The following is a 25,971-nucleotide window of genomic DNA, read 5'->3' as shown; positions in this document are numbered from 1 at the left end:
GACGCTGATGCACGTAATAAAGCAATTCTTTCACTTCATTTTGCATCGCTTGTTCTTCCGCAAGCACACTATATGATGAAATAATATGAAGTAGTTGATCACGCTCTGCTTCATATTTTTTCGTTTGCTTCTCTTTCTCTTCATTCCCCTGCTTTGCACCATTTATCATGTTTACTAAAAGCTGATCTGCCCCTTTCAACGCACCATATAGAGCATGCACAGAAACAAGCATTAAATCTCTCATCATAAAGGACGTAAATGATTCCTCAAACTTAGTAATTCCAGAGTTTTGTAAAATACCATACTTCTCTTTTTTAACATTCTTTCCTTGTTTCTCTTCAAGCGCACATAAACTTGAAATTGCAAATAAACGCGGATTTCTAATACCGTATTGCAGTAGCTGATCTGCGATATAACCTTTTACCATTTCAAGTTCTTCTTCAGACTCTGCTAAATCCGCCGCATTAATTAAGAAGAACATTTTATCAAGAGCAAAAGTATCCTTTACACGACCAAGCTGAATTAAAAATTCACGATCAGCACGAGAGAATACATGGTTATAATATGTTACAAATAAAATAGCATCTGCGTTTTTAATATACTGGAATGCAACATCAGTATGGCGAGCATTAATAGAATCCGCTCCAGGTGTGTCTACAAGCGCTACTCCCTGCCTTGTTAAAGCACAATCATAATAAAGCTCCATATACTCAACGAAGCATGATTTTTCTTCATTCGCTACATAATCAGAGAACTCTTCTAATGTGACTTGTACTTGTTCTCCTAAATAAGTAGAAACTGCATCATACCCTTTTTGTACCGCTCGTAAAAAGCTAAATGTTGTTTTTTGCTTCCCAGTCGGTGAAGGATATTTCATAACTTTATCAATTTGTGCTAACGCCTCATCTAACGTAGTAATCTCATAATGAAACAGCTTATAAACAGCTTTCATATCTTCTAATAGAGCTTGCTTTGATTTGAATTGAACCAATACTGTTCCGTGTGGTTTTTCCTCTGTAACCGGCAAAATTTGATTAATCGTTGCCGTCGTCGGATTTGGTGATACAGGAAGTACCTTCTCACCAAGTAAGGCATTGGCAAATGATGATTTCCCAGCACTAAAAGCTCCGAATAACGCTACTGTAAATTGTTTCGTTTCCACACGACGCCTTTTTTCTATCACCTCTTGCTGTACATGTTTCAGCGCTGGCAATGGCTCTAATATCATTTCAGCTTTCTTCACTTTCTCTAATATACGCTGAATATTTAAAGCTGCCGTTCCTTTTATCTCTTCTTCATGAGCCGCTACATTATCATTTACAATTTCCTGCTCTTGTAGTGTGAATTTCTCACTAACAATTTGTTTTTCACGTTGCAATATCTCCTCTATTTGCAATCCATCTGGTGTAGCAACACGCTCGTGCCAAACATTTTGTAAATAACTTTCATATGTCTCTAAATTGTTACTGTATTGTAATTCCGTCTCTTTTGCCGTTTGCAACATCGTATATTTTTCAATCTCTTCTTCCATACGAGCAACTGCTTCCTTCACTTTTTGCTTTAAAACGACTGCACTTTTATCAAAAATTTGCTGTGCTTTTGTAAAATAACGTTTCTTCAGTTCATTCGCTACATCCGCTGTATAAAGAAGTAAGTAATCACCTGTGAAACCTGCACCTTGTTTAATGACTTCAGCTAACATTTCTGGTCCAAAAGCAATTTCTAAAGCATATATGTCTTTCCCAATTTCCTCCGTGAACAATCCTTCTTCTTTTAAGAAGGCTACAATAAATTCTTTCACATGAAAATCAAGTTGCGTTTCAACAGTCTTTTGAAGGGCAGAATAAAACGCCTCTACACGTCTTTGTTTTTCTTGCTCCGTCTTTCCTTTCGCAAATAGCAAACCAACTTTAAACTTTGTTAATTTCGTTTCTAAATATGCATTTGCCAATTCTCTCATTTCAAATGGCATTAAATACGCGTTATCTAATATAGCTTGTAAACCTTTTATAAATTCGTTTCTCACATGAGATTCTTTACTAGCCTCGCGATGTTTAGTTTCCGTTAGCTCTTCTTTCTTTTCAACTATTTCTGAAATCGAAAGCGGTGATGCTAACTCTTCCTCATATGTCAAAAGAGCTTTTTCATTTTCAGAAACAATAAACGAGAAATGTTCTCCCATTAAATATTCTGTTTCTCGCTCCATTCCCTCTCTTACATACTGCTCTTTTTCTTTCATAATAGAAGTAATTAATGTTTCTAAACTTCCAATTTCATTATGTTGATGGTTCATCATTCGTAATGACGTATAATAAACTCCATCTACTTCAATATCCCAGTTAGAGAACGATTGTTTCACACTATCTTTATAATCCTCAAATGATAATTCATTTTCTTTATGTTTATCTATTTGATTTACAACGAGATAAACCGTTTTATTACGTTGTTTCAATTCTTTAACAAATTGCAAATTCACTTCCGATTGGACGTGATTATAATCCATCATATAAAAAATTACGTCTGCTAGATGAAGTGTCGATTCTGTCGCTAGTTGATGGGCATCATCTGTCGAATCAATTCCTGGTGTATCAACTAACATAACTCCCTCAGGAATTGGCGCATCATTTCGATAAATATGAACACCAATTACCTCATCGCCATCTTTACAAATCTGTTTTAATTCTTCTGCTGAATATGCACCGTCATATTCGTACTGTTCTCCAGATTTGACCGTTACAACAACACGATCTAATCCCTTTTCAATTTTGACGACGTTAGCGCTTGTCGGAATCGGACTTGTTGGTAACAACTGCGCTTTATATAGATGATTCATCATCGTTGATTTCCCTGCCGAAAAGTGGCCGCAGAATGCTATCATAAGCTGCTCTTGTTTATATTTTTGAATCACTTCAAACAACTTTAAGCTATTCTCTGCATCGCCGTGTTTTTGCCACTCTTCATAAAAACAAACAAGTTTTTTCATACCGTTTGTCTGTACTATGTTTGTCATCCCCTTGTTCCCCTTTATCCAAGATGTATATACTTTTTCCCGCTATTTGCGAGCTCTTAATCAGTGAGAGATGCATCTCCCCATTGATTACAGTTTCACTTTACTATCATACTAAATTTTCAGCATATTCTCATTAAAAATAAAAAATCCCTTTCATTCTTTTTACAAATGAAAGGGATTTTATGTCATTTTATTCATTTTGCTGTTCCTACTCCATTTAAAACATATTTCGCAATAACTGCATATACAGCGACTGTACCTGCTACTAATGCATATACCATACTCGCGCACCAACCTTTTTTTGATAATGATTATCACTTTTGAATACATTTTATCATTAAAGAGAATCATTATCAACAAATTTCTAAAAAAGAAAGCTCCTTCGGGAAAAGGAGCTTTACTGCCTGTTTTAAAGAAGTTTAAAACTTGCTGTGCACTCTTATTATATCTCATAATACACATCTTAACAGTTTTAAAAATTGGAAATCCCCTCTATCCCCTCCCCCTTACATTTTGTATAATAAAAGGGAATTACTTATTAAGGAGGAAAATAATGACACAAAATCTCACGCAAGGCGAGAGGATACACTCAATTGATATCATTAGGGGAATAGCTGTACTAGGTATTTTTCTTGTTAACTGGCCTATTATTGCTGGAATTGACTCACGTGATCTTTCAGGAGTTTATGAGGGACTAGATAGTTATATCCGTCTAATTTACGATATGTTTATTCAAACAAAGTTTTATACTATCTTTTCGTTTTTATTCGGACTAGGCTTTTATATTTTTATGACTCGTGCTGAAGCGAAAACAGATCGACCAAAAACTTTATTTGTTCGTCGCTTACTTATTTTATTATTATTTGGTTTCTTACATTATGTGCTTTTATGGGACGGAGACATTTTACATACTTATGCAATCGCTGGATTTTTCTTATTTTTATTTTATAAGAGAGAACCTCGTACCATTTTAATATGGGCAATTGCTTTATTAAGTATTTTTCAATTTCTTATACTAATTGCTAGTATTAGTGTTGCCTTAATGTCAAAGGCTGAACTTGGATTCTCCTTACCAGTCATGCCACTTGAAGACTGGGTGTCACAAATACAAAATCGTTTCCATGCATTTTATGCTGATGGAATAGTATTAAATATTACAATGCTCCCAGAAACAGTTGGGCTATTTTTACTTGGTTTATACGCCGGTAAAAAGGATATTTTCCGCCGCACGAAAGAGTTAGATACAAAACTTAAAAAATGGCAAATTATTACGTTCATTTTAACATTACCAATGTGGTTCTTCATGGTTCGTTACTTCTTATCAAAACCATTTTATGAACCAATTTATATGCAGGCCTTTACAATGTTCAGTGGAAAAACATTATTCATCTTCTACATTTTCACGCTAATGCGTTTATTACAAAAAGAAAAATGGCAAACATTATTACACCCATTCCAATACGTTGGACGAATGGCGTTAACAAATTACATCTCACATACAATTGTTACATTACTTGTATTCGGACTATTGTTCAAAAACGATTATCTTGCTCCATTATGGGTAGGACCTCTATTTTGCATCAGTTTTTATACGTTACAAATCTTTATTAGCCGCTGGTGGCTTTCACATTATCAATACGGGCCACTTGAGTACATTTGGCGGCTTGGTACGTATGGGAAAATGATGCCACTTAAAAAGAAAAGCAAGGTCTCATAATGAGACCTTGCTTTTCTATGCTTCTCTTACTGCATTTTGCATCGAAACTGGCTCTTCTTTTACTTTCCCTTTTCGCTGCGGCACCATATTAAATACAATATTTAAAAGTACTGCTGATGCACTTCCTAGCACAATTCCGTTATCTGTTAAAATACGAATATTTTCTGGAAGTTGTGAGAATAATGTAGGAACGACTGTAACCCCAAGCCCAATTCCGACAGAGCATGCAACAATTAATAAGTTTTCTTGCTTTCCAAAATCAACGCTACTTAACATTTTAATACCATATGCCATAACCATACCGAACATCGCTAACATCGCACCACCAAGTACTGATTTCGGAATGATTGTTGTAATAGCTGCGATTTTTGGAATGAACCCAAGAACGATTAACATACCACCACAAGTATAAATAATAACGCGATTTCTTACTCCTGTTAATTGAACAAGTCCTACGTTTTGAGAGTAAGTTGTATATGGAAATGCGTTAAAAATACCACCTAACACCATCGCTAACCCTTCTGCGCGATAGCCTTTTGTTAATTCTTTTTCACCGATCTTTTTATTACAAATATCAGATAACGCAAAGTATACACCTGTTGCTTCTACAATCCCTACACAAGCAACGAGAATCATCGTAATAATTGGCGTTAATTCAAATGTCGGTGTACCGAAGTAAAACGGCTGAATACCGTGGAACCAATCTGCTTCTCCAACAGCTTGCAAGCTTACTTTCCCCATAAACGCTGCAACGATTGTACCGACCAAAAGACCTAATAAAATAGAAATAGAACGGATAAATCCATCAAAGAAACGATACATAATGATGATAAATAATAATACGCCAAATGCTAACGCTAAGTTTTCAAGACTTCCGAAATCTTTGCTTCCTACTCCGCCAGCCATATCATTAATCGCTGCTGGAACAAGTGTAACTCCAATTACAGTAACAACAGACCCTGTTACGACAGGGGGAAATAATTTTACAAGCTTTCCAAATAATTTCGCAAAAATAACAACAAACAAACCGGCAACAATAATTGCTCCATAAATAGAAGACACGCCGTATTGTTTCCCAATTGCAATCATCGGCCCAACCGCTGTAAATGTACAACCTAGTACAACTGGAAGTCCAATACCGAAAAAGCGATTTGATAATGCTTGTAAAATTGTTGCAACGCCGCACATTAATAAATCAATTGAGACTAAATATGTTAACTCTTTTTGATTTAAGCCAAGTCCGCCTCCCACAATAAGTGGAACGATAATTGCACCGGCATACATAGTAAGCATATGCTGCATACCTAGCGATGCGATTTTAAATGGATGTTGCTTCATCGCTTATTTCACCTCCGCAGTTTCTTGCTGTACAAATGTAACTGTACCGTTATCAAGTGATGCAATTTCTGCTAGTGACTCAACACGAACTCCTTGTTCACGAAGCTTCTTTCCTCCATCTTGAAATGCTTTTTCAATAACAATTCCAATTCCCGCAATGCTTGCTCCAGCTTGCTCTACTAAACTCATTAAACCCAAAGCAGCCTGACCGTTTGCTAAAAAGTCATCAATGATTAATACACGATCATTTTCATCAATATGAGTGCGAGATAGTGAAATTTCATTTGTTTCTTGTTTTGTAAATGAATATACGTTTGCAACATACATATTATCTTGTAACGTTAACGATTTACGTTTTCTTGCAAAAATTACTTTTACACCCAGCTCTAATGCAGCCATAACCGCTGGTGCAATGCCAGAAGATTCAATCGTCACGATTTTTGTAATGTTCTCTTCTTTAAAACGTTTAGCAAATTCTTTTCCAATCTCTTGCATAAGTACCGGATCAATTTGGTGATTTAAAAATGCATCTACCTTTAATACGTCACCAGATAAAACCTTTCCTTCGTTCAAAATCTTTTCTTGTAATACTTTCATGTTTGTTCCTCCTCTTATGCAATAAAAAAACTCCAAAAGCCGCCACCACTCGTTACAAGTGAGAGACGTGCTTTTGGAGTTTCGCAAAAAAGAATGCTTAACAAGCAAATATATTCGTCCTCACTCATAGTCAAAGTATTTACGGTACTTCGGTAGAAACTTGCAGGCCATATCCCCGCGATTATATGAGTGTAGCTAACTATTTATTTTATAGAAGGATTATAACGCAATTTTTATACTTTGAAAAGTATTTATTAATAAAACACGTACAAATTTTATAAAAACACTATTTTCGTTCGATTTTTGCAAACTCTTACATTCTCTATTACAACTTCGTTAAAATGACTGGCCCATCTTTTGTAATCGCAATTGTATGCTCGTATTGAGCAGATAATTTCCCATCCATCGTTCTTGCAGTCCATCCATTTAAACCAACTTTAGAATAGCGCATACCTACATTTACAATCGGCTCAATTGTAATTACCATGCCTTCTTGCAGCTTAGGTCCTTGTCCCGGTTTACCAAAATGAAAAATTGCTGGTTCTTCATGAATCTCTTTACCAATCCCATGCCCCGTAAAATCTCTTGCAACAGAAAAACCTTCAGCATTTGCATAACTTTCAATTGCAAAACCAATATCCCCTACATGATTACCGATTATCGCCTGATCAATTCCTTTATATAAAGCACTCTCAGCCACTAGCAATAACCTTTTTGTTTCGTCAGAAACATCCCCTACTATATATGTCCATGCAGAATCTGATAGCGCACCATTTAAGTTTACTACCATATCAATTGTGACAACATCTCCCTCATTTAAAGGAACATCGGCCGGAAACCCATGACACATTTCATCGTTTACAGACGCACATATCGCATATGGATACCCGTTATAACCTTTCTGCTCAGATGTTGCGCCATGCTTTTCTAAATACACTTCAACAAACGTCTCAATTTCTTGTGTTGTTATTCCCGGTTTTATCATTTTTCCAATTTCTCTATGACATGAAGCAAGTAATTTCCCAGATTCATGCATCAAATCTATTTCACTTTTCGTTTTAATTGTAATCATTCTACCTCTCCTTGCTAAGCTTGCTATTTGCTACTAAAGTTCAATCATACACGCCCTCTAGCAAAAATTCCAATTACAACAAGTGCAAAACATGTATCATATATATCTGCATCAAAATAAAAAAACAGAAGATCCCCTCTGTTTTTTAGTCATTTTTACATATATAATTCATTTTCAAAAACTCAAAACAACTACCGTTCGTCTCCTGGATAAACGTTCCAACCGCTTCAAATCCTGCCCTTTTATATACTTTAATCGCTCTCTCATTAAATGTCGCTACTGATAGTGTTATATAGTTGCAGCCGTATTTTTCTTCACTAAAATCTAGTCCAGCCTTTACGAACTTTAACCCTAATCCATTGCCAGTTATATCAGGTCTCATTCCAAGTCCTATATCAACCGTTTGATTATTCATTTTAGAAAAACTCAAGAAACCAATGAGAGTATCATTTTCCTTCACAGCAAACGTATCTTCCCCTCTCATTTCCGTACTTAAAAACTCTGCTAAATCTTCTTGATCTGCCTCTATATCATAAAAGGAATATTTCCCTTCATAATGCCAGTTGTATGCAATTTCCTCTGCTTCCTTTTGGTTCATTACTGTAAATGTATAATCCATTCTCCCATCTCCTTTAAAAAAAGAGCTGCAATTAAGCAGCTCTTTTTTATAACTCGTAAATCTCTCTATACTTCGCTTCTAAATAATCAGCTAAGTAGTTTGCATTTAGCCCTTCACCTGTTACATCTTCTAAAATTTCAAGTGGCTTTTTCGTTTTGCCATATTGATGAATGTTTTCTGTTAACCACTCACGAATTGGCGTCACGTTACCTTCTTCTAATAATGCATCAAAGTTTGGAATATCTTTTAGCATTCTTTGCTGAAATTGCGCTGCATACATGTAACCAAGCGCATAAGATGGGAAGTATCCAAATGAGCCACCAGCCCAGTGAACATCTTGTAATACACCTTGTGCATCATTTTCTGGACGAATTCCTAAATATGCTTCCATCTTATCATTCCAAGCCGTTGGTAAGTCCTTCACTTGTAGTGTACCATCAAATAATTCTTTCTCAAGCTCATAACGAACCATAACATGAAGCGGATATGTAAGCTCATCTGCTTCTATACGAATGAATGAAGGCTTCGATTCGTTAATAGCATCATAAAACTCATCGACTGATATATCGTTAAATTGACCATCACTATACTCTTTTAATAAATCATAATTTTTCTTCCAGAATGATTTATTACGACCGATAAAGTTTTCAAAGAATAATGATTGCGATTCATGAATACCCATAGATGTTCCACTACATAGCGGTGTACCCTCAAATTTTTCTGCAATATTTTGTTCATATACAGCATGACCACATTCATGAATTGTTCCAAACACAGCCATACGGAAATCTTTCTCATCATAGCGTGTTGTAATACGAACATCCCCTCTATTTAATGTAATTTCGAAAGGATGTACCGTTTCATCAAGACGCCCTGCTTCAAAGTCATAATTCAATTGCTTTAATAGCTCTAATGTAAAGTTCTTTTGTTTTTCTTTCGAAAAGTGTTCCGATAAAGCACTTGTTTTTAATCCCTTTTTAGCCTCTGAGATTTCTTTTACAAGCGGCACGATACGCTCACGAAGTTGACCAAATACGTGATCTAACACTTCTACTGTAATACCAGGCTCATACATGTCTAATAATGTATTATATTTATATGTTTCGTAACCCCAATATGTAATAAATTTCTTTTTGAATTCAACAATTTTTTCTAAATACGGACGGAACATTTCGAAATCAGATTTTTCGCGCGCTTCTTCCCACACACTTTCCGCTTTCGCTTCTAATTTCACATACGCTTCGTATTCAGCTTGTGGAATTTTCTTATTTCTATCATATTCTTTACGACACTCTTCAACCATTTTCTTCGTCGTTTCAGAAAGTTTATCTTCAGATATTAAAGCTTCAAGCTCAGTTAAGTAGTTCCCCATCTCATCTGAAGTCGACATAGCAAACACTTCTGACGAAAGCATCCCTATGACTTCTGAACGTTGATCCACACCTTTTTTTGGTGCACCCGTTCTTAAATCCCAAAACATTAAGCTTAATGCTTCTCCGTAATTTTCTATCTTCTTCACATATGTTAAAAATTGTTTTTCTACTTCATATGTAGCAACTGTCATCGTATAAAAGACCTCCTTTTTCTACCTCAAACTTATTTCGACACGAAAACATAAATTCCTTTTATAATAGAAAAAAAGCTTGGCAAGCGCCAAGCTTTTCCTTATAATTCTTTACCTTCTACCGGAAGTACTTTTTTCACTGCTTCTATCACTTTTTCATCTTCCGTATCTGATAGGAAGATTGATATAGCACCTTTATCGTCGCTCGTACGAATTAAACGTCCAATCCCTTGACGAAGGCGTAAAATCATATATGGCACATCTACATCCCAGAATGGATTATTTACGTGCTTACGTTTCGCTTCAAACACAGGATCGTTTGGAGGGAATGGTAATGACCAAATTATTACATGTGATAATGATGAACCCGGAATATCTAAACCTTCCCATAAATGAACGGCACAAAGTACAGTCTCTTCTTCATTTTGGAAACGAGAAACGAGCTGACTAATTTCTTGATCCCCTTCATATAAGAATGGAACTGACATTTGCTCTTTACTTACATATTCTTTGAACGCTGCAAGTTCTTGCGTTGTACGGAATAATACAAGCGTACGTCCATTCGTTTTCTGTATATTTTCAAGTGTATATTGACACTTTCTTTCCCATTCATTTTCTTTCGTATGCGATAGTAAGTTTACTGCCATTTGCTCTTCATAATTAAACGGTGAGGCAACTGAGAATGATAAGTAATCTTTTACCCCTAGGCTATTTGCAGTAAATGCGAACGAATCGTTGTCCGATAATGTCGCAGAAGAGAAAATGTATGGAATTTTCTTCGAGAATACTTTTTCTTGTAACACTTCTTCAACTGCACGCGGCATAATAACTAACGTGAAGGCACCATCACCTTCTTCACCCCACGTAATTACATTTTTCTCATGCATGAAAAGACGAAGTGAATGTTCTAACACATCTAAATGTTCATCAACGATATTTAAATCGTATGTGTTTACTGTATGCATTTCACTCTCAAATACTAGTGCATCACCGACTTCACCGATTTTTGCATAAAGTCTTTTCGCTTCTGCGGTTACTTTTTCTGTCACAGTAATTTCTAAACGATCAGAACCTTCAATTTCCTTTTTATTCTCTTGTAACACATCAAAGAATCGCTCTGTTTGCCAAATTGTTTCTTCTACTAAATGTGCAAACTCTTCACGAATATCGTTCTGTAACAATCTCGTTAAAAGCTGCTCCATCATCGTTTGCTTTAAACGGTACGTTAAAGCTTTTTGAGCTGCATATTCTACAAGATGTCCTTCATCGAATACAACGCAGCTACTTTCAGGTAATAACGGAATTTGCCCTTCACGTTTACGAGCATCGTACGTCCAAATATGATCCATATAAAAATCTTGAGAACAAATGATTAAATCTGCCGCTTTACGATAATGTTCACGAGAAAGAGTTTGTCCACAACGATGACGTGAATCACAAGTGAAGCAATCTTGGAAGTAATCCCAGTTTACTTTTGACCATTCCTCATCATTTAAAAGTGGAAATTCTTTTCTGTCACCATAGTGAGTAAAGTTTTGCATCGTACCATGATCAAATACAAACTGTGGTAATTCATAATATACGTCTTCAATTACTTCTGGAGCTCGTCCACTCATAACATCTTCAAGTTTACGTAAACATAAATAGTTATCCATCGATTTCGCAAGTCTTACGTCAACAGATAGTCCTAATGCTTCTGATAACTTAGCAATATCCCCTTCTTCTTTCACAAGCTGCTCAATTAATGTCTCATCTGCACAAGCGATAATAGCAGGTTTCCCTGTATAACGCGCATAACAAATTGCATATAAAAGGTATACAATCGTTTTCCCTGTTCCTACACCCGCTTCTGCGAACATAACTTTTTTCTCTTGGAAAGCACGCTCTAATTGAAACGCCATAAAGATTTGTTCATCACGCTCTTCAAAGCCTTTTTCCGGAAGGATGTCGTAAAATACATCTCCAATCCACTCATTCAACTTATCATAAAAATTATCTTGTTTTCCTACTTCAAATGGTAATCTCTTCTCAGTAAACATCCTTAGCCTCCAACCAAAAAGTTTTTCTATAAAACGATATAGTAACTGCTGCTCATATGTGTGCAGCCACTTTCCCCTGTTGCAATACTTAGAAATACACGAAAAAAAATTTTCCTTTCGAAAAAGGAAAATTTTCTTCTATATTAATGACTTTAAATACCGTTTATCAATCGCTGTTTCATGTGAAAGAGCTGATAAATATTCTTCTTGCGCTTTTTGTATTTCATCTACAATTACGCCTTGACTATCCACTTCTTTTCCGAGCTCATCATACGTACGGTGAATAGCTTTTTGAATCATCGATAATTGAAAACTATCCATATCACTGCCTCCTTTACGCATTACATAATAGCCAGTATATGCGTGCTGGAGGAGTTTTATACTATGAATTACGCGGTGGACGTTTTCCGAAGTATTGGTAGTAATCTGTACGGATAAATCCGTTAAATAGTTTACGTTTCTTCGATGCATCTTTTCCGTAACACTTCTCAAATGCTTCGTAACTTGTTAATACATACGCTGACCACGTATCTAATGGGCGGAATACTTGTCCCATTTCTTTATACAGTTGTTCAACGAGTGCTTTTTCACTTAAACGTTCTCCGTATGGAGGATTCGTTACGACGTAGCCATAATCCTCTTTTGTTGTAAAATCTTTTACTTGCATTTGTTTAAATGTGATTAAATCACCTAAACCTACTTCTTCTGCGTTTTCTTGTGCAACTCGAATCATACGATGGTCAATATCAGATCCAATGATTTGTAATGGTTGATTATAATTTGCTAAATCTTCAGCTTCTTGACGAGCTTCGCGCCAATTTTGTTTCCCAACCCAGCCCCATTCATCCGATGCAAAGCCTCGGTTAAATCCTGGTGCGATATTTTGTCCAATTAATGCAGCTTCAATCGGAATTGTTCCAGATCCACAGAAAGGATCCACGAAAGGACGATCTGGCTTCCAGTTCGTTAATTTAATTAAAGACGCAGCTAATGTTTCTTTTAAAGGAGCTTCCCCTTGATCCATGCGGTACCCACGTTTATGAAGTCCAACACCACTCGCATCAATTGTTAATGTTGCAATGTCTTTCAACATTGCAATCTCAATACGGAATAATGGACCATCTTCTTCAAACCAAGTTGTACGTTTATATGTTGTTTTTAATTTTTCAACGACAGCTTTTTTAACGATACGTTGGCAATCCGAAACACTGAATAACTCAGATTTTAGAGATTTACCGATAACAGGGAATTCTCCGTTCTCTGGAATATAATCTCCCCAGTTTAATGCTTTCGTTTTTTCAAATAGCTCATCAAATGTTGTTGCTTTAAATTCGCCAACTTTAATTTTCACACGGTCCGCAGTACGTAACCATAAATTCGTGCGACAAATCGCCTTTTCATCTGCTTCAAATGTTACTTTGCTGTTTTCTACTTGACATTCATAACCAAGATCGCGAACTTCTCGGGCAACTAACGCTTCAATACCCATTGCCGCTGTTGCAATTAAAGTAACTTTTCCCATTTGCATTCACCTCTTATGTATATTCAAACAATAATTAATAGCAATTTGTCCTATTAATCATTACATTTTACGAAAATTTTTCTCATTAACCATTGTAACTCATAATTTATAACTTCATACAAATAAAAAGCCCTCCTCTAACAAAGGAGAGCTGAGTTATTTCATAGTTGGTTCATAACGTTCTGTAAGCCATGTTCTGTTCCTTTGTACTGCAAACGGCCCACGCCTCGTACTCCGGTAGCAATCATCTATCTACAGGTTATAAAAACCTGTCCTTTTCCGTCGTTCATTTCCTTGGAAAAGATTCCCCTACCATTATTTGGGTTTCTCGCTCGTGGGGTTTACCTCGTTCCACTCCTATCATTTCTTCAAGGACTTCGTCACTGTGGCACTTTAAAGGTAGTCAAACCATATCCAAAAGGACTTAGGTTTTTTCCCTGCCGTTAAACCAGCCTTACAGCCAGAATACCCTAGCTTATGAATTGGCTAGGCACGAACACTACAGCCATCTCAGGCCGTGCGAGCATGGACTTTCCTCTACAACGTTGGCGTTGCAGCGATTGCCCAAACGTTATGACATCCATTAGTATAGTGGAAACAAAAAGATTTTGCAATGTTTTTTTCTATGTACAATGCCTCAACCTTGTTTCCACCTTATTTTATTCGTATAACTTACTTCCAAATACAGCTTTTTCTAAGTTGGATAAACGTTTTAAAATATCCGTATTCGTGTTGTTATATACCGGTTGCGCAACTGGTGTTTGTACAGGTTGTTGTGGAGCTTGTGTTGCAGCTAGTTTTTGTTCTTCTAATTCTCGTTTTAAACGAACATTTTGTTGCTTCAATTGATCAAATTCTTTGTGGAAAGCTTCATAGTCTTTAATAATCATATCAAGAAACTTGTCTACTTCTTCTTGTTGATAACCTCTCATACCTGTTTTAAATTCTTTTTCCAAAATATCTTTCGCCGTTAATTTAATTTTATCCGAAATCATTTTCTTCACCTCAAATTTTTGCCAAAACTTTCATTAACTAAATTTTTTCAGAAACAATGCCTTTTGTCAATCATATATACGAGTACAATATTACATATTACTCTGCATTATTCCACTGTTCCTCTTCTATTATATCTTGTAAATCAGAAAAAAGAATGAAATAACTGTGATAATTTTCTATTTCTCCTTTTTTCTTAGCTACTTCTACAATATATTTAGGACTCCCAGGCTTTTCTTCATCATATACAGCTAAAAGAGCATCACTTTTTTCAATAAAAAATTGATTCTTTAATTTAAATTGCTCTGGGCTTTCGTACTTCCGTTTCGTAATACTATCAATGTGATCTGCTTGCGAAAGAATAAATTCGTAATATTCACGGTTATCTTCTTTCCAATTTTCTTCTTGTTCTAAAAAAGGAGTAAATACCGCTAATTTTAAATCTGGATATTCTACTTGAATTTCAAAAACAACTTCAGCAGCCCACAATTCTACACCTAGCTGGCCGCTTATAATAACCCACTCCAAACCATCTTCTACAAAAGCAGTTAATTTACGATGCAGCGCTTTTTTTATGCAGTCTACTCCTGGATGATCCTTTTTAAATATTCCAAGTTCAAATGGCTTATATCCTGTTACAGCAACAACTTTCATATCAACACTCCAATTACAAAAAAAGAACTAGCATTTTGCTAGTTCTAACATATCATTTACTTTTTAAATATTCCACCAACGTTTGGTCCAACATTTGGTCCTACATTCGGTCCTGGTCCAAATGGGGATACATTCGGTCCTGGTCCAAATGGAGATACATTCGGTCCTGGTCCAAATGGAGATACATTCGGCCCTGGTCCAAATGGAGATATTTGATGACCGTGGTGATGGTGACCATGACCACATGGTCCACATCCACCGCCAAATCCTGGATCGATTGGATCTACAACATTTACATTTGAGTTTGTTTGCGGGAAGAAGTTTTGGTTTTTAATTTGTTGATGGTGTACATGTGTCGTATGCGTTGGGAAAATGTGTGGCACCACCGTTGTTGAAAAAGAATGTGTTACACACTGTTTCGTCGGATGAATGACAGGAGCAGTCGTACAAATAGGTCCTACAGGCTTATGCCCTCCAAAACAAGGATGACAATGATGCATAGTTTTTTCTCTCCTCTCTCGTTAAGAAAATCTGATTACACTTTACAATATGAGAAAAGAGGTGAAGCCGTTTGTTATATATACCCATTTGTTTCATGGAAATTTGTCTAGTGCTACACTTCATTCATACTATTTCATTATGGACAACAATCCATCATCACTTACCAAAGAACCCTCCAACCTGCTTAACAATCCCCGTCACTTGATTCATCGCATTCATCATTTGTCCAGCTGTATTCATCATTTTATTCACATCATAGTTACCATCTGAATTTTTAAATTGGGAAACAAAGCTCGAAAACTGACTTGGTTGCTGTTGTTGCTTTTGTTTATTCATCGTCGGATACGGTTGTTTTGGCGGATAAAACATCGCTTGTTGATTTCCATAGGGAGATGGTGGTGGTGGCATATAATATTGTGAGTTCATATAAGGTTGCTGCTGATTCATATAGGATTGTTGCTCTTGTTGCGATTGATTCATATAGGGTTGCTGCTGCTGCTGTTGTTGCTGTTGATTCATAAACGATACTTCAAATGGCTGGTAATAATTTTGATTTCCATAATGAGGCTCGAAAGGATACATATTATACCGTAAATATGTATCCGTATTATATTGGTACATATTTTGCTGTGCATATGGATTTGGTTGCTGATATACGTTAGATTGTTGAAACATGCATTCTCTCCTCCTTCACATAAGTTTCTACATATATAATATGTACTTGTAAAATAATTTGTGTGACGGAGTATCTGTCTATTTTTGTCGGAAGTTTAAATTTTTAAAAAATTAAAAAAGAAAACCCTTCCATGCTATGATAATTAAGAAGAAGATTCTCATGGGGGAGGAATCAACATGGTATTAGGGGATTTAAAACAAGCGTTTTCTCAAAAGAAGGGGTATTACACAGAGAATGTAAATGAATTATTAGACTTTGCGAGACATTGTTATCTCGAAGGAAAAATATGTATAGCGGATTACCGAACATTAATAAAAGAATTAGAAATAAACGGTGCAACAAAACCTACAACAATGACAGAAGCTTAAAAAAACAAGAGGGTTTCCCCTCTTGTTATTTACATTGCTCAACTATATTTTGCAAAGTATACGAAATGGCTTGATGTGTTTCAAAAAAACGTTTACCTTTTCCTTTATTTACAAAACATTGTAACACATTCGTTTGTAAATTATCGTACACTTGATCAATTTGCTGTACATGTATATACTTCGGTTTTTCTTCCTTAATCCACGTATAAGCTAATTCTTTCCACACCTTTAATTCCTCATCTACTATGTCTACAAACGGCTTCATATCCTTATAAAAGTCATATTCAATTATTTCTCTTTTTTTTACATTCGCTTCATTATTATACTGCATGAGTTTTTCTGAAGACTGTATTAATGCTTCATACTCCATTTCATTCCCACCTTATTATGCACTCACTACGATGTTTTGAAACGTCTTCACCCAATTCCCTTTTTCTTCGTGATGCACTAATTTATTTTCCATATGCTCAATATGCATTTCTGTTATTTCTATCTTATTACATATTTTTTCGCTCTTATCCTTCAATGCATGATTTATTCTAATTCCTATATTCATTTCCAGCAAATCGAGAGAACTTAACATTTGATCCATTTTTTTCATTACATCTACTTTCTGAACCATCGCCATATACAAAACGCCCCCTTCTTTGCTTTTCCTTTGTCATGTAATTTCGCCGGATAATTCTTCACTCCTGCACACATGACAAAACTAGTTGTTATTCGTCAAAGAAATCATTTTGAATGTCATTTATAGAAATGGTAACAATACAAAAAGGAGGTGTATGAAGATGGCAAAGAACAAAAACGAAAAAAAGAAAAAACAAAACAAACAACAAAATAAACCCGAGACTGGTAATCCAAAGCTTGATGGCCCAAACTTCCCTGCTACATAAAGTGAAAGTTTAATTAATGGGGCTTTTCCAAACTACTAATTTCTAAATCCCCCTTAATCTTCTACTTTCATTCAGTTTTGAGATTAAAATCTTAACACACTTAGCAGGATTTCTTCACATTAAGAAGTCCCATCTTCATTTATAAAGATGGGACTTCTTTTTTATTATATCATGAACTCGTCTATTCTTTTAACAAAACGATTCACGATAGAAACAGCATAGATCTGCTCCCTCTTTCTTCTATACCATTCCTTTATATTAACTTCATCCTTCGGTTCTTCAAATAAAAACAATGCATTCATTTTCGAATCTTCACAAAACCAATCCCTCATTGTTATTTCCTCATGTGCAACAAGAGAATACACATCTCTTAGTGCTGGTGTATAGGATTTTCTAGTTCCCCTTAAGTAATATTCATAATCTTCTCTAGAGCCAGTATGTGTAGTTTGTAGTGCAAACTTATAAAATAAACGTTTATAAGTCGGATGAAACAATAACCACGCTAATTTTTTTCCAAGCTCTATACGCTTTTGCAACGTTTCAAATTGATAAACTGAAAACCCATACATCCCCCCTTCAATGGTTGGAAAAATAACTGCACTAATATGCAACATGTCTTGAACTTTAAAAAGCGCCGTATGAAATACATGTTTTTTAAAGTAGCTATTCTCAATAACTGGTTTTTGAATTTTATTTTGCTCATTTATAATAAGCGCTGTCATAAGCCTATTCATATCTTTTTTCTCCCAGAAAAATGTCCATTCTTTTTCCATGAAAAGTGATACGTTGAAAAATTGCAACAAATGAAAGAGAGGTATACGTCTCCTCTTGCTTTCTTCATATAGTAGTAACTGAGGAAATGCATCTAAGAAAATAATCCAATTAGCCTGTTCATATATGAGAAACAAATGTTTTTTTACTAATCGAGGCAAAACAGTAGCATAATATCTTCCTTCTAAATCAGTCATATTCCAGCCTGCATTTCTCGAAACCATACTCGCTAAAAAAGACCACCTGATTTCACTATTTCTTACATAAAATTTTTGATACGATTGTGTCCGAGAAATGTTGTCCATATTAGCTATTTCTGTTTTCTTTTTAATAGTGTGAATGATTGCTTTTTCTTCTTTTGTACAAACCATATTTTTACGATATTGTTTCATTTTTTCGTAATCATTCCATGTAAACATAAATAAGTCATCATACCTTTCTTCAAAAAGGTCACATCTTTTTTCATTTTTTGATATAATCACCTTTGTAAGTAATTCTTAACAAGTTGGGAGTGGACACACTATGACCATTCGTTACCCAAATGGAAAAAGGTACAATCAAGCTTCACTACCTCCTAAAACACCAATAAAAAAACATACTTATAGTAATAGAGGTATGTCCCTTGAAGAGGAATTGAATGAAACAAATCAATATTACTTAACCCATAATATTGCATGTGTACATAAAAAACCTACACCTCTTCAAATTGTAAAAGTAGATTACCCCGCTCGAAGTGCTGCAGTGGTAAAAGAAGCGTATTTTAAACAACCTTCTACAACGGATTACAACGGTGTATACAAAGGGAAATACATCGATTTTGAAGCGAAGGAAACAAAAAACAAAACTAGTTTCCCACTTCAAAACTTCCACCTTCATCAAATTGAACATATGAAGCAAGTAATTGCTCATAATGGAGTTGCATTTGTTATTATTAAATTTACACTTTTTGATGAATTTTATTTACTCGATGCGAAACATATTATTGCATTTTGGAACCGTCAAAATAATGGTGGGCGTAAGTCAATTACTAAAGAAGAAATAGAAGCGCATGGATCATTGTTATCATGCGGTTATCACCCTCGGATTGATTATATCCGTGTACTAGACACGGTTTATTTTTCGTGATAGAGTCATCACTAAGGCTCTTTTTTCGACTTTTGAGGGAGAGAATGAAAGGTAGGAGAAAGTATAATGTCAGATAATTATCGTTCTCGTACAGAACGAAATCATGCGAAAAATCAAACGGAAGAAACAAATAAAGAAAAAAAACCAAAGAAAAAAGGCTCCTTTTTTAAGAAGTTCCTTATAGGTTGTCTACTTCTTGGTATCGTTGGTCTCGTAGCTGGCGTTTCCGCTTTCTTTGTTATGGTAAAGGACGCTCCAAAATTAGACAAATCAAAACTTGTTAATCCTTTATCAACAAAGTTCCTTGATAAGGATGGGAAGTTTTTCTATGAATACGGTGCGGAAAAACGAACCCATGTTACTTACGATCAAATTCCAAAAGTAGTTGAAAATGCATTCCTTGCAACTGAGGATTCACGTTTCTATGACCATAATGGAATTGATTTTAAACGAACTACAAAAGCAGTTATGGAAAATGTCACTGGTGGTTTCGGTTCCCAAGGTGGTAGTACGATTACACAACAAGTAGTTAAAAACTATTTTCTAACGATGGAAAAAACCGCAAAACGAAAAGTGCAAGAATGGTACTTATCTTACAAATTAGAGCAACAATACTCTAAACATGAGATTTTAGAAATGTACTTAAATAAGATTAATCTAGGTAATCGCTCTTACGGTATTGCAACAGCGGCTCAAAAATATTATCAAAAAGATTTAAAGGACTTACAATTACATGAAGCTGCTATGCTCGCTGGCTTACCTCAAGGTCCTAACATTTATGATCCAACAAAACCAGAAAATGTTGAACGAGCAACAAATCGTCGTAATATTGTATTAACATTAATGAATCGACACGGCTATATAACAAAAGAAGAAATGAATAACGCAATAAAGATCCCTGTAACTGAGGGTCTAAAAAAATCAGAACTAACTGAAATGAAGTTTCAAGCATTTTTAGATGCTGTCGTAAAAGAAGTTGAAAAAGAATACCCTGATGTAAATATCGGTTCAGATGGTTTAACGATTCATACAACCCTTGATCAAGGTGCTCAAGAGTACGCTGAACAAATTATGGATGGCAATCTCATTAAGTATCCAAACGATCAGTTCCAAGGATCATTTGTATTTATGGATACACAGTCTGGAGAAGTTCGAGCAATTGGTGCTGGGCGTAAAGAAAGTAAGTCTACTTTCAAAGGTCATAATATGGCTGTTGATTTAAAACGCCAAGTTGGTTCAACAATGAAACCAATTTTCGATTATGGTCCTGCAATTGAAAACCTTCAATGGTCTACTTATCATCAATTAAATGACTCTGAATATACTTACTCTGATGGCACAAAGATTAAAAATGCTACCGGTAATTTTAAAGGTGACGTTTCACTTCGTGAAGCATTGAAGAAGTCATTAAACATCCCGGCTTTAAAAACAGCTCAAGCAGTCGGTATTCCTAAGGCAAAAGAGTTTGCTGAAGGTTTAGGCATGACGTTTAAAGATGGGATAGCACATGAATCTACTGCAATCGGTAGTAATGAAAGCTCTCCGTTAGATGTCGCTGGGGCTTATGCAGCATTTGGAAATGACGGTGTATACAATAAACCTCATTTCGTTAAAGAAGTTATTTTCCCAGACGGAAAAAAGAAAAGCTTTAAACCGAAAGAACAACGTGCAATGCACGACCATACAGCTTACATGGTTACTGACGTTCTTCGTGACGTAGTAAAACCTGGTGCCGGCGGTACAGGGCCAACAGCATATGTTTCTGGCTTTGACGTTGCTGGTAAAACAGGAACACAAAACTTTGATGCAAGAGATGTAAAAAAATATGGCATCCCAGCTGATGCTAACAGAGATAGCTGGTTCGCTGGATATACACCACAATATACGATGGCTGTGTGGACTGGTTACGAAAAGAATGGTCCAGAAAATTACATTAGCGATCGTTATACTAAAATTGCGCAACAAATGTTCCAAGTAATGATGAGCAAATTCGCTACAGATAAATCTCGTTTCGAACGCCCTTCTTCTGTACAAGAAATAAACGGCGAGTTATACGTAAAAGGTGCGAAAAAAGATGCAATTAAAGAAATTAAAGTAGATCCACCTAGTGGCCTTAATGTCGCTTTCGATGGCGCTAGTACAGTTACACTAAACTGGTCTGGCCCAACAGCAGTTGATGCTTATGCGGCAACTTATAAAGCTACAGACGGTTCTAGCGGTAGCTTATCAGTTAGCGGTACAACAGCTACTCTTGGTGGTATTAAGCCTGGTGTTACTTACAGCTTCTCTGTAGTAGCGAAAAAAGGTACTGGAACAAGTCCTGCAGTTGGTGCATCCTTCACTGCCCCTGGTGGAACTCCAGACGCTAAGAAAGCTGAGGAAGAGGCAGCCAAAAAGAAAGCCGAAGAAGAATCTAAGAAAAAAGCTGATGAGGAAACTCAGAAAAAAGCTAATGAAGATAAACTAAAACAAGAAGAAGCTCAGAAAAAGGCTGCTGAAGAACAGCGTAAACAACAAGAGCAACAAGAACAACAACGTAAACAACAAGAAGAGACTCAAAAGAAAGCTGAAGAAGAAGCTAAGAAAAAAGCTGAGGAAGAGGCAGCCAAAAAGAAAGCCGAAGAAGAAGCTAAGAAAAAAGCTGAAGAAGAGGCTCAAAAGAAAGCTGAAGAAGAGGCTAAGAAACAACAAAATACAGGTGAAGATACACCTCACGCAGACGGAAATGTTGTTACAACAGAGTCTTAATACAAAAAAAGAAGTCCTTTCTCTTAACGAGGAAAGGACTTCTTTTTTGTTATCATTTTCTTTACATATAACTTTTCTATTTCAATATACAACTGTGCTAACTGAATATAAGAATGATAATTATTTGGTTTCTTTATAATGAACGAATATCGCTCCATAAAATTAACTGGTTGTACTTCCAATTCACTCGTGTAATCTTCCATTTCATTCAAACTATGAACAGGTTGCTCATTTAGCCAATATACAATTGATAACAAATGTGCTGCAAAAAGAATCATCGGGCCTTCAGCTTCTTGTTTCTTTCTGTTTCGAAATAATGTGGCAATGTCTTCATGCTTAGTTTTCCATACATTCAACATTACCGGAATACTGTTTTCAATTTCATTCCACGGCTCATATTGTCTTTCTATATCAAATATAAAGTAAGTATTTTGTATGATTTCTTCAAAAGATTGGTCTGTATGATACTTAATCGAATTTGCGTTTTTTTGAAAAAATGGTAAGTACCGAAATTCTTTCGGTACTCCTATAACTCGCTCCATCCTTTATTTCCCCTTCATTCGCTTCTTTCCTTCGCGACACACTTCTAGCAATCGGCACTCTTCACATTGTGGTCGCTGCGCTTTACAGTGATAACGTCCAAAGAAAATCAAACGGTGATGTGTAACGCCCCATTCATCCATCGGAATTTTCTTCATTAATGTTTTTTCGACTTCTAATACAGAGTCTTTCCATCTACAAATCGCTAATCGTTTGCTCACCCGCTCTACATGCGTATCGACAGCAATTGCCGGTATCCCAAATGCTACCGATACTACAACATTTGCTGTCTTCCGTCCTACACCAGGTAACTTCGTAAGCTCATCTCGATCTTTCGGCACTTCTCCATTGTAATCATCTAATAACATTCGGCACAATTTTTGAATATTTTTTGCTTTATTTCTATACAATCCAATAGAACGTATATCTTGTTGTAACTCTTCTAGAGAAACACTTAAATAATCTTCTGGTGTTTTATATTTTTGAAATAAATTTTTCGTCACTTTATTTACAAGTGCATCTGTACATTGTGCAGATAATGCCACTGCAATTACAAGTTCGAATGGATTATCATGAATCAATTCACAATGTGCTTCTGGATACATATCCGCCATTGTGTCTAAACAATAACGAATTTGCGTTTTATTTAACATATACTTCCTCCTACATTACTGCTCCAACCAATTATAAAAAGGCACTTTCCCAGTAAATTTCGTCTCTTGTGTTGTTACTTGTTGCGCTCGTTGCTGATTTGCTCTAAATTTCCGTCCTTGATTTTGAGCTTGATCTACTGTTTTAATTCCATTCTTTTTCCACTCAAATAAAATACGATCAATATATCGGAAGTTCAGCTTACCGCTCATCACAGCTTCTCGTAGAGCCGCTTGAATTAAATTCGGATGATGTTGATCTTGATCCTCCCACATTCCTAATGTTTCACATTCAAATGGAGAAAGTGGTCTTCCGAATTCTTTTTCAAATACTGTATATAAATTTACTTGCAGTTGTTTTTTTTCTTTTTGTTCTTCCTCTATTGATTCATTCATTAAGAAATGCAATATTTTTTCCCATAGCGGTTGTAAAGAATAACTTTCACACATCATCGCTTCTGATCTTTGTCCACCTTCTAGTGATAAAAAACCTTTTTGAATCAATGTTTGAATTACTTCCATACATTTCATTTCCGCTATTGTCATTCGTTCGGAAATCTCCGACGGAGTCGGAAACGAATTTCCCGATTCTAAAAATGTATGCACATGAAGTAAAACCATAAATTCCGTTTCATTTAACCCTAATTTTTTATAATGCATCATAAGTAATTTTGGAATCGCAATGCTTCCCTGTTCAAACCACTGTAACATCATTTTCTTTTTCATCACCAAACACCTCGTTCTCTAGTATAACACACCTTTCGCTATTTCTTTTTGCCACAATTCGTCAAAAAAACCTCCCTATTATATAGAGAGGTTTTTTATTTTATTAACGAAATATACAATTAAGCTTTCACTTTACTTTTCATAAACGTATGAATGCGTTCTAATGCTTTCTCTACTTGTTCAAGAGATGTCGCATATGATAAACGAACGTTATTTGGAGCCCCAAATCCTGTACCCGGCACAAGAGCAACTTTTTCCTCTTCTAATAAAGCTTTCGCCCACTCATCAACTGTATCATATCCTGATAAAGCTACAGCCTCTTTTACATTAGGAAATAAGTAAAAGGCGCCTTGCGGTTTAATACAAGTAAACCCAGGGATTTGAATTAATTTATCATAAATAATGTTTAATCTCTCTTCAAATGCTTGGCGCATTGTTTCTACAGGTTGTTGTGAGCCTGCATATGCCGCGATTGCGCCGTATTGAGCAATTGAAGTAGGGTTTGACGTACTATGACTCGCTAAGTTCGTCATCGCTTTAATCAGCTGCTTATTTCCAGCTGCATATCCAATACGCCATCCTGTCATAGAATGAGATTTAGATACACCATTAATAATTAGGGTTTGTTCTTTTAATGCATTAGAAAGCTGGGCAATTGAAGTATATTCCGCATCACCATAAATTAACTTCTCATAAATTTCATCTGAAACGATTAAAATGTTATGTTCTAAACATACTTCTCCAAGCTGTTGTAATTCTTCTTTGCTATAAATCATTCCTGTTGGATTGCTCGGTGAATTAATAATAACTGCTTTCGTTTTCTCTGTAATTGCCTCACGCAACTGCTTTGCTGTAATTTTGTACTCATTGTCTTCTAAACCTTCTACATAAACCGGATTACCGCCAGCAAGCTTTACTTGTTCTGGATAGCTTACCCAGTAAGGAGTTGGGATGATAACTTCATCTCCTTCATCAAGCAACACTTGGAATAATGTATATAATGCATGTTTTGCACCATTACATACAATAATTTCAGATGGATCATACTGAACTCCTTGATCGCGCGTAAATTTCTTCACAATTTCTTGTTTTAACGATTGTAATCCACCTGTTGGCGTATATTTCGTATGTCCTTCTAACATCGCTTTATGCGCAGCTTCCATAATATGCTCTGGTGTATTAAAGTCAGGTTCTCCTGCCCCTAATGCAATTACATCATGACCTTCTGCCTTTAACGCTTGTGCCTTTGCTGTAATTTCTAAAGTTGAAGACGGTGTTAAAGCAGCTACTCGCTTTGCTAATTTCATTTGTAGTTCCCCCTACATCTATTTTTGAGCGCTATATCGTCTTAAAAACGACCCATCTTTAAATTCAAGATAGTAGTAATTATAACGATTGTCATAATCAATATATGTAACTTCCCATAATGGTACTTCTACTGGTACACCATCTCTAATACCTTTTTCAAAGCCTAATTTCACTTTCAGAATTTCTTTCGGCTTTCTTTTTGATTCTTTATCGCCGACTTGTTCTATTGTTCTTTGTATAGCCTCTTTTTCGGAAATACCTTCACTCTTTTTCCTTACTACGGTATCCCCTTTTTTCTCAGGCACCCAAACGATAAGATGTTCTCCCTTTTCATCTGTACCCTGTACGACTGTACATGCAGCTTTTCCGTTGTAATAATCAACAGATGTCACTTTTGTAAGCTTTGCTTTTTCTTTAGCAATTTCTACAGATTTCGACTCTTTGGGAATTTTCTTATCCATCGCTTTATTATAAACATACGCCCCATATATTCCGCTAGCAACGATAACGATAATGATTGCAAAGATCCACTTTTTCATT

Annotated in this window: 25 protein-coding genes, 1 other RNA gene and 1 riboswitch; of the genes, 4 read left to right on the top strand and 22 right to left on the bottom strand. The window is 35.8% G+C overall.

Annotation, left to right across the window (positions count from 1 at the left end; all coding sequences use genetic code 11):
• Positions 1-3,010: dynamin family protein (locus tag JDS92_RS07650; protein WP_199631745.1), on the bottom strand; the 3,010-nt coding region annotated here is incomplete at its 3' end.
• A gap of 553 nt (positions 3,011-3,563) precedes the next feature.
• On the opposite strand from JDS92_RS07650, the gene JDS92_RS07645 reads away from it, so the two are divergent.
• Entirely contained in the window at positions 3,564-4,727 is a 1,164-nt protein-coding gene (locus tag JDS92_RS07645; RefSeq protein WP_199631744.1) for a DUF418 domain-containing protein, read from the top strand.
• A gap of 15 nt (positions 4,728-4,742) precedes the next feature.
• Here the strand turns inward: JDS92_RS07645 and pbuX are convergent, their stop codons facing one another.
• From pbuX to JDS92_RS07580, 13 genes are all read right to left on the bottom strand, one after another.
• A complete protein-coding gene (gene pbuX, locus JDS92_RS07640; protein WP_199631743.1) occupies positions 4,743-6,065 on the bottom strand; it encodes a xanthine permease PbuX in 1,323 nt (440 codons plus the stop codon).
• 3 nt (positions 6,066-6,068) lie between these two features.
• A complete protein-coding gene (locus tag JDS92_RS07635) occupies positions 6,069-6,662 on the bottom strand; it encodes a xanthine phosphoribosyltransferase (protein ID WP_000866492.1) in 594 nt (197 codons plus the stop codon).
• Between the two features lie 107 nt (positions 6,663-6,769).
• Positions 6,770-6,871, bottom strand: a riboswitch (purine riboswitch).
• A gap of 116 nt (positions 6,872-6,987) precedes the next feature.
• A complete protein-coding gene (locus JDS92_RS07630; protein WP_199631742.1) occupies positions 6,988-7,734 on the bottom strand; it encodes a type I methionyl aminopeptidase in 747 nt (248 codons plus the stop codon).
• 145 nt (positions 7,735-7,879) lie between these two features.
• On the bottom strand, positions 7,880-8,353 hold the full coding sequence (locus tag JDS92_RS07625) for a GNAT family N-acetyltransferase (protein WP_000386702.1): 474 nt from the start codon (positions 8,351-8,353) through the stop codon (positions 7,880-7,882).
• 46 nt (positions 8,354-8,399) lie between these two features.
• Positions 8,400-9,917 (bottom strand): carboxypeptidase, encoded by a 1,518-nt coding sequence (ypwA, locus tag JDS92_RS07620; protein WP_097957077.1) that lies wholly within the window; start codon positions 9,915-9,917, stop codon positions 8,400-8,402.
• A gap of 101 nt (positions 9,918-10,018) precedes the next feature.
• Positions 10,019-11,956, bottom strand: coding sequence for an ATP-dependent DNA helicase (locus JDS92_RS07615; protein ID WP_000493722.1), 1,938 nt, complete (start codon positions 11,954-11,956; stop codon positions 10,019-10,021).
• 138 nt (positions 11,957-12,094) lie between these two features.
• The gene (locus JDS92_RS07610; RefSeq protein WP_000376898.1) at positions 12,095-12,277 is read right to left on the bottom strand and encodes a DUF3921 domain-containing protein; all 183 of its coding nucleotides are present in this window, start codon (positions 12,275-12,277) and stop codon (positions 12,095-12,097) included.
• 61 nt (positions 12,278-12,338) lie between these two features.
• On the bottom strand, positions 12,339-13,478 hold the full coding sequence (locus JDS92_RS07605; RefSeq protein ID WP_000521231.1) for a THUMP domain-containing class I SAM-dependent RNA methyltransferase: 1,140 nt from the start codon (positions 13,476-13,478) through the stop codon (positions 12,339-12,341).
• Positions 13,479-13,658: 180 nt separating this feature from the next.
• Positions 13,659-14,050: RNase P RNA component class B (gene rnpB, locus JDS92_RS07600), an RNA gene on the bottom strand.
• Positions 14,051-14,137: 87 nt separating this feature from the next.
• Entirely contained in the window at positions 14,138-14,473 is a 336-nt protein-coding gene (gene gpsB, locus JDS92_RS07595) for a cell division regulator GpsB (protein ID WP_000622427.1), read from the bottom strand.
• 97 nt (positions 14,474-14,570) lie between these two features.
• Complete coding sequence (locus JDS92_RS07590; RefSeq protein ID WP_000869384.1) at positions 14,571-15,125, bottom strand: SLOG family protein; 555 nt, start codon at positions 15,123-15,125, stop codon at positions 14,571-14,573.
• A gap of 56 nt (positions 15,126-15,181) precedes the next feature.
• Positions 15,182-15,625, bottom strand: a complete 444-nt coding sequence (locus JDS92_RS07585) for a spore coat protein (protein ID WP_000546286.1) — start codon at positions 15,623-15,625, stop codon at positions 15,182-15,184.
• A gap of 157 nt (positions 15,626-15,782) precedes the next feature.
• Entirely contained in the window at positions 15,783-16,301 is a 519-nt protein-coding gene (locus JDS92_RS07580) for a YppG family protein (RefSeq protein WP_199631741.1), read from the bottom strand.
• Positions 16,302-16,478: 177 nt separating this feature from the next.
• On the opposite strand from JDS92_RS07580, the gene JDS92_RS07575 reads away from it, so the two are divergent.
• Positions 16,479-16,670 carry a YppF family protein gene (locus JDS92_RS07575; RefSeq protein WP_199631740.1) on the top strand — a complete coding sequence of 64 codons (192 nt, stop codon included), beginning with the start codon at positions 16,479-16,481 and terminating at the stop codon, positions 16,668-16,670.
• Between the two features lie 25 nt (positions 16,671-16,695).
• Here the strand turns inward: JDS92_RS07575 and JDS92_RS07570 are convergent, their stop codons facing one another.
• From JDS92_RS07570 to JDS92_RS07560, 3 genes are all read right to left on the bottom strand, one after another.
• On the bottom strand, positions 16,696-17,040 hold the full coding sequence (locus tag JDS92_RS07570; protein WP_000455491.1) for a YppE family protein: 345 nt from the start codon (positions 17,038-17,040) through the stop codon (positions 16,696-16,698).
• A 15-nt stretch (positions 17,041-17,055) separates the two neighbouring features.
• Positions 17,056-17,298, bottom strand: coding sequence for a hypothetical protein (locus JDS92_RS07565; RefSeq protein WP_001252045.1), 243 nt, complete (start codon positions 17,296-17,298; stop codon positions 17,056-17,058).
• A 429-nt stretch (positions 17,299-17,727) separates the two neighbouring features.
• Positions 17,728-18,753 (bottom strand): DUF2515 domain-containing protein, encoded by a 1,026-nt coding sequence (locus tag JDS92_RS07560; protein WP_002156334.1) that lies wholly within the window; start codon positions 18,751-18,753, stop codon positions 17,728-17,730.
• A 103-nt stretch (positions 18,754-18,856) separates the two neighbouring features.
• Here JDS92_RS07560 and recU point away from each other — a divergent pair, with 103 nt between their 5' ends.
• Complete coding sequence (recU, locus tag JDS92_RS07555) at positions 18,857-19,459, top strand: Holliday junction resolvase RecU (RefSeq protein ID WP_000155587.1); 603 nt, start codon at positions 18,857-18,859, stop codon at positions 19,457-19,459.
• A 66-nt stretch (positions 19,460-19,525) separates the two neighbouring features.
• The gene (locus JDS92_RS07550; protein ID WP_199631739.1) at positions 19,526-22,207 is read left to right on the top strand and encodes a PBP1A family penicillin-binding protein; all 2,682 of its coding nucleotides are present in this window, start codon (positions 19,526-19,528) and stop codon (positions 22,205-22,207) included.
• A 23-nt stretch (positions 22,208-22,230) separates the two neighbouring features.
• On the opposite strand, the gene JDS92_RS07545 is transcribed toward JDS92_RS07550, so the two are convergent.
• The 5 genes from JDS92_RS07545 to JDS92_RS07525 form a co-directional block, all read right to left on the bottom strand.
• Positions 22,231-22,749, bottom strand: a complete 519-nt coding sequence (locus tag JDS92_RS07545) for a YpoC family protein (RefSeq protein WP_070172937.1) — start codon at positions 22,747-22,749, stop codon at positions 22,231-22,233.
• Between the two features lie 3 nt (positions 22,750-22,752).
• Positions 22,753-23,400: an endonuclease III gene (gene nth / locus JDS92_RS07540; RefSeq protein WP_000933024.1), complete on the bottom strand. Its 648-nt coding sequence runs from the start codon at positions 23,398-23,400 to the stop codon at positions 22,753-22,755.
• 15 nt (positions 23,401-23,415) lie between these two features.
• Positions 23,416-24,123: a DNA replication protein DnaD gene (gene dnaD / locus JDS92_RS07535; RefSeq protein WP_000728536.1), complete on the bottom strand. Its 708-nt coding sequence runs from the start codon at positions 24,121-24,123 to the stop codon at positions 23,416-23,418.
• A 119-nt stretch (positions 24,124-24,242) separates the two neighbouring features.
• Entirely contained in the window at positions 24,243-25,430 is a 1,188-nt protein-coding gene (gene aspB, locus JDS92_RS07530) for an aspartate transaminase AspB (protein ID WP_199631738.1), read from the bottom strand.
• Positions 25,431-25,448: 18 nt separating this feature from the next.
• Positions 25,449-25,970 carry a cell wall elongation regulator TseB-like domain-containing protein gene (locus JDS92_RS07525; protein WP_199631737.1) on the bottom strand — a complete coding sequence of 174 codons (522 nt, stop codon included), beginning with the start codon at positions 25,968-25,970 and terminating at the stop codon, positions 25,449-25,451.
• Between the last annotated feature and the right edge of the window lies 1 nt (position 25,971).

It is taken from the genome of Bacillus cereus group sp. N12, from assembly GCF_016483575.1.
In the GTDB taxonomy this organism is placed as follows: domain Bacteria; phylum Bacillota; class Bacilli; order Bacillales; family Bacillaceae_G; genus Bacillus_A; species Bacillus_A toyonensis.
Note: the sequence above shows the minus strand (reverse complement) of the source record. Positions and strands in the feature narration are given on the sequence as shown.

What these genes read in the sequence shown, in the direction of transcription:
- JDS92_RS07630 (WP_199631742.1), bottom strand. Translation starts at nt 7,734, where the DNA reads ATGATTACAATTAAAACGAAAAGTGAAATAGATTTGATGCATGAATCT.
- JDS92_RS07645 (WP_199631744.1), top strand. Translation starts at nt 3,564, where the DNA reads ATGACACAAAATCTCACGCAAGGCGAGAGGATACACTCAATTGATATC.
- JDS92_RS07565 (WP_001252045.1), bottom strand. Translation starts at nt 17,298, where the DNA reads ATGGCGATGGTTCAGAAAGTAGATGTAATGAAAAAAATGGATCAAATG.
- JDS92_RS07560 (WP_002156334.1), bottom strand. Translation starts at nt 18,753, where the DNA reads ATGTTTACATGGAATGATTACGAAAAAATGAAACAATATCGTAAAAAT.
- JDS92_RS07605 (WP_000521231.1), bottom strand. Translation starts at nt 13,478, where the DNA reads ATGGGAAAAGTTACTTTAATTGCAACAGCGGCAATGGGTATTGAAGCG.
- JDS92_RS07610 (WP_000376898.1), bottom strand. Translation starts at nt 12,277, where the DNA reads ATGGATAGTTTTCAATTATCGATGATTCAAAAAGCTATTCACCGTACG.
- recU (WP_000155587.1), top strand. Translation starts at nt 18,857, where the DNA reads ATGACCATTCGTTACCCAAATGGAAAAAGGTACAATCAAGCTTCACTA.
- JDS92_RS07580 (WP_199631741.1), bottom strand. Translation starts at nt 16,301, where the DNA reads ATGTTTCAACAATCTAACGTATATCAGCAACCAAATCCATATGCACAG.
- JDS92_RS07635 (WP_000866492.1), bottom strand. Translation starts at nt 6,662, where the DNA reads ATGAAAGTATTACAAGAAAAGATTTTGAACGAAGGAAAGGTTTTATCT.
- pbuX (WP_199631743.1), bottom strand. Translation starts at nt 6,065, where the DNA reads ATGAAGCAACATCCATTTAAAATCGCATCGCTAGGTATGCAGCATATG.
- JDS92_RS07570 (WP_000455491.1), bottom strand. Translation starts at nt 17,040, where the DNA reads ATGGAGTATGAAGCATTAATACAGTCTTCAGAAAAACTCATGCAGTAT.
- JDS92_RS07615 (WP_000493722.1), bottom strand. Translation starts at nt 11,956, where the DNA reads ATGTTTACTGAGAAGAGATTACCATTTGAAGTAGGAAAACAAGATAAT.
- JDS92_RS07590 (WP_000869384.1), bottom strand. Translation starts at nt 15,125, where the DNA reads ATGAAAGTTGTTGCTGTAACAGGATATAAGCCATTTGAACTTGGAATA.
- JDS92_RS07585 (WP_000546286.1), bottom strand. Translation starts at nt 15,625, where the DNA reads ATGCATCATTGTCATCCTTGTTTTGGAGGGCATAAGCCTGTAGGACCT.
- dnaD (WP_000728536.1), bottom strand. Translation starts at nt 24,123, where the DNA reads ATGAAAAAGAAAATGATGTTACAGTGGTTTGAACAGGGAAGCATTGCG.
- JDS92_RS07550 (WP_199631739.1), top strand. Translation starts at nt 19,526, where the DNA reads ATGTCAGATAATTATCGTTCTCGTACAGAACGAAATCATGCGAAAAAT.
- aspB (WP_199631738.1), bottom strand. Translation starts at nt 25,430, where the DNA reads ATGAAATTAGCAAAGCGAGTAGCTGCTTTAACACCGTCTTCAACTTTA.
- gpsB (WP_000622427.1), bottom strand. Translation starts at nt 14,473, where the DNA reads ATGATTTCGGATAAAATTAAATTAACGGCGAAAGATATTTTGGAAAAA.
- JDS92_RS07575 (WP_199631740.1), top strand. Translation starts at nt 16,479, where the DNA reads ATGGTATTAGGGGATTTAAAACAAGCGTTTTCTCAAAAGAAGGGGTAT.
- JDS92_RS07625 (WP_000386702.1), bottom strand. Translation starts at nt 8,353, where the DNA reads ATGGATTATACATTTACAGTAATGAACCAAAAGGAAGCAGAGGAAATT.
- JDS92_RS07545 (WP_070172937.1), bottom strand. Translation starts at nt 22,749, where the DNA reads ATGGAGCGAGTTATAGGAGTACCGAAAGAATTTCGGTACTTACCATTT.
- JDS92_RS07525 (WP_199631737.1), bottom strand. Translation starts at nt 25,970, where the DNA reads ATGAAAAAGTGGATCTTTGCAATCATTATCGTTATCGTTGCTAGCGGA.
- nth (WP_000933024.1), bottom strand. Translation starts at nt 23,400, where the DNA reads ATGTTAAATAAAACGCAAATTCGTTATTGTTTAGACACAATGGCGGAT.
- ypwA (WP_097957077.1), bottom strand. Translation starts at nt 9,917, where the DNA reads ATGACAGTTGCTACATATGAAGTAGAAAAACAATTTTTAACATATGTG.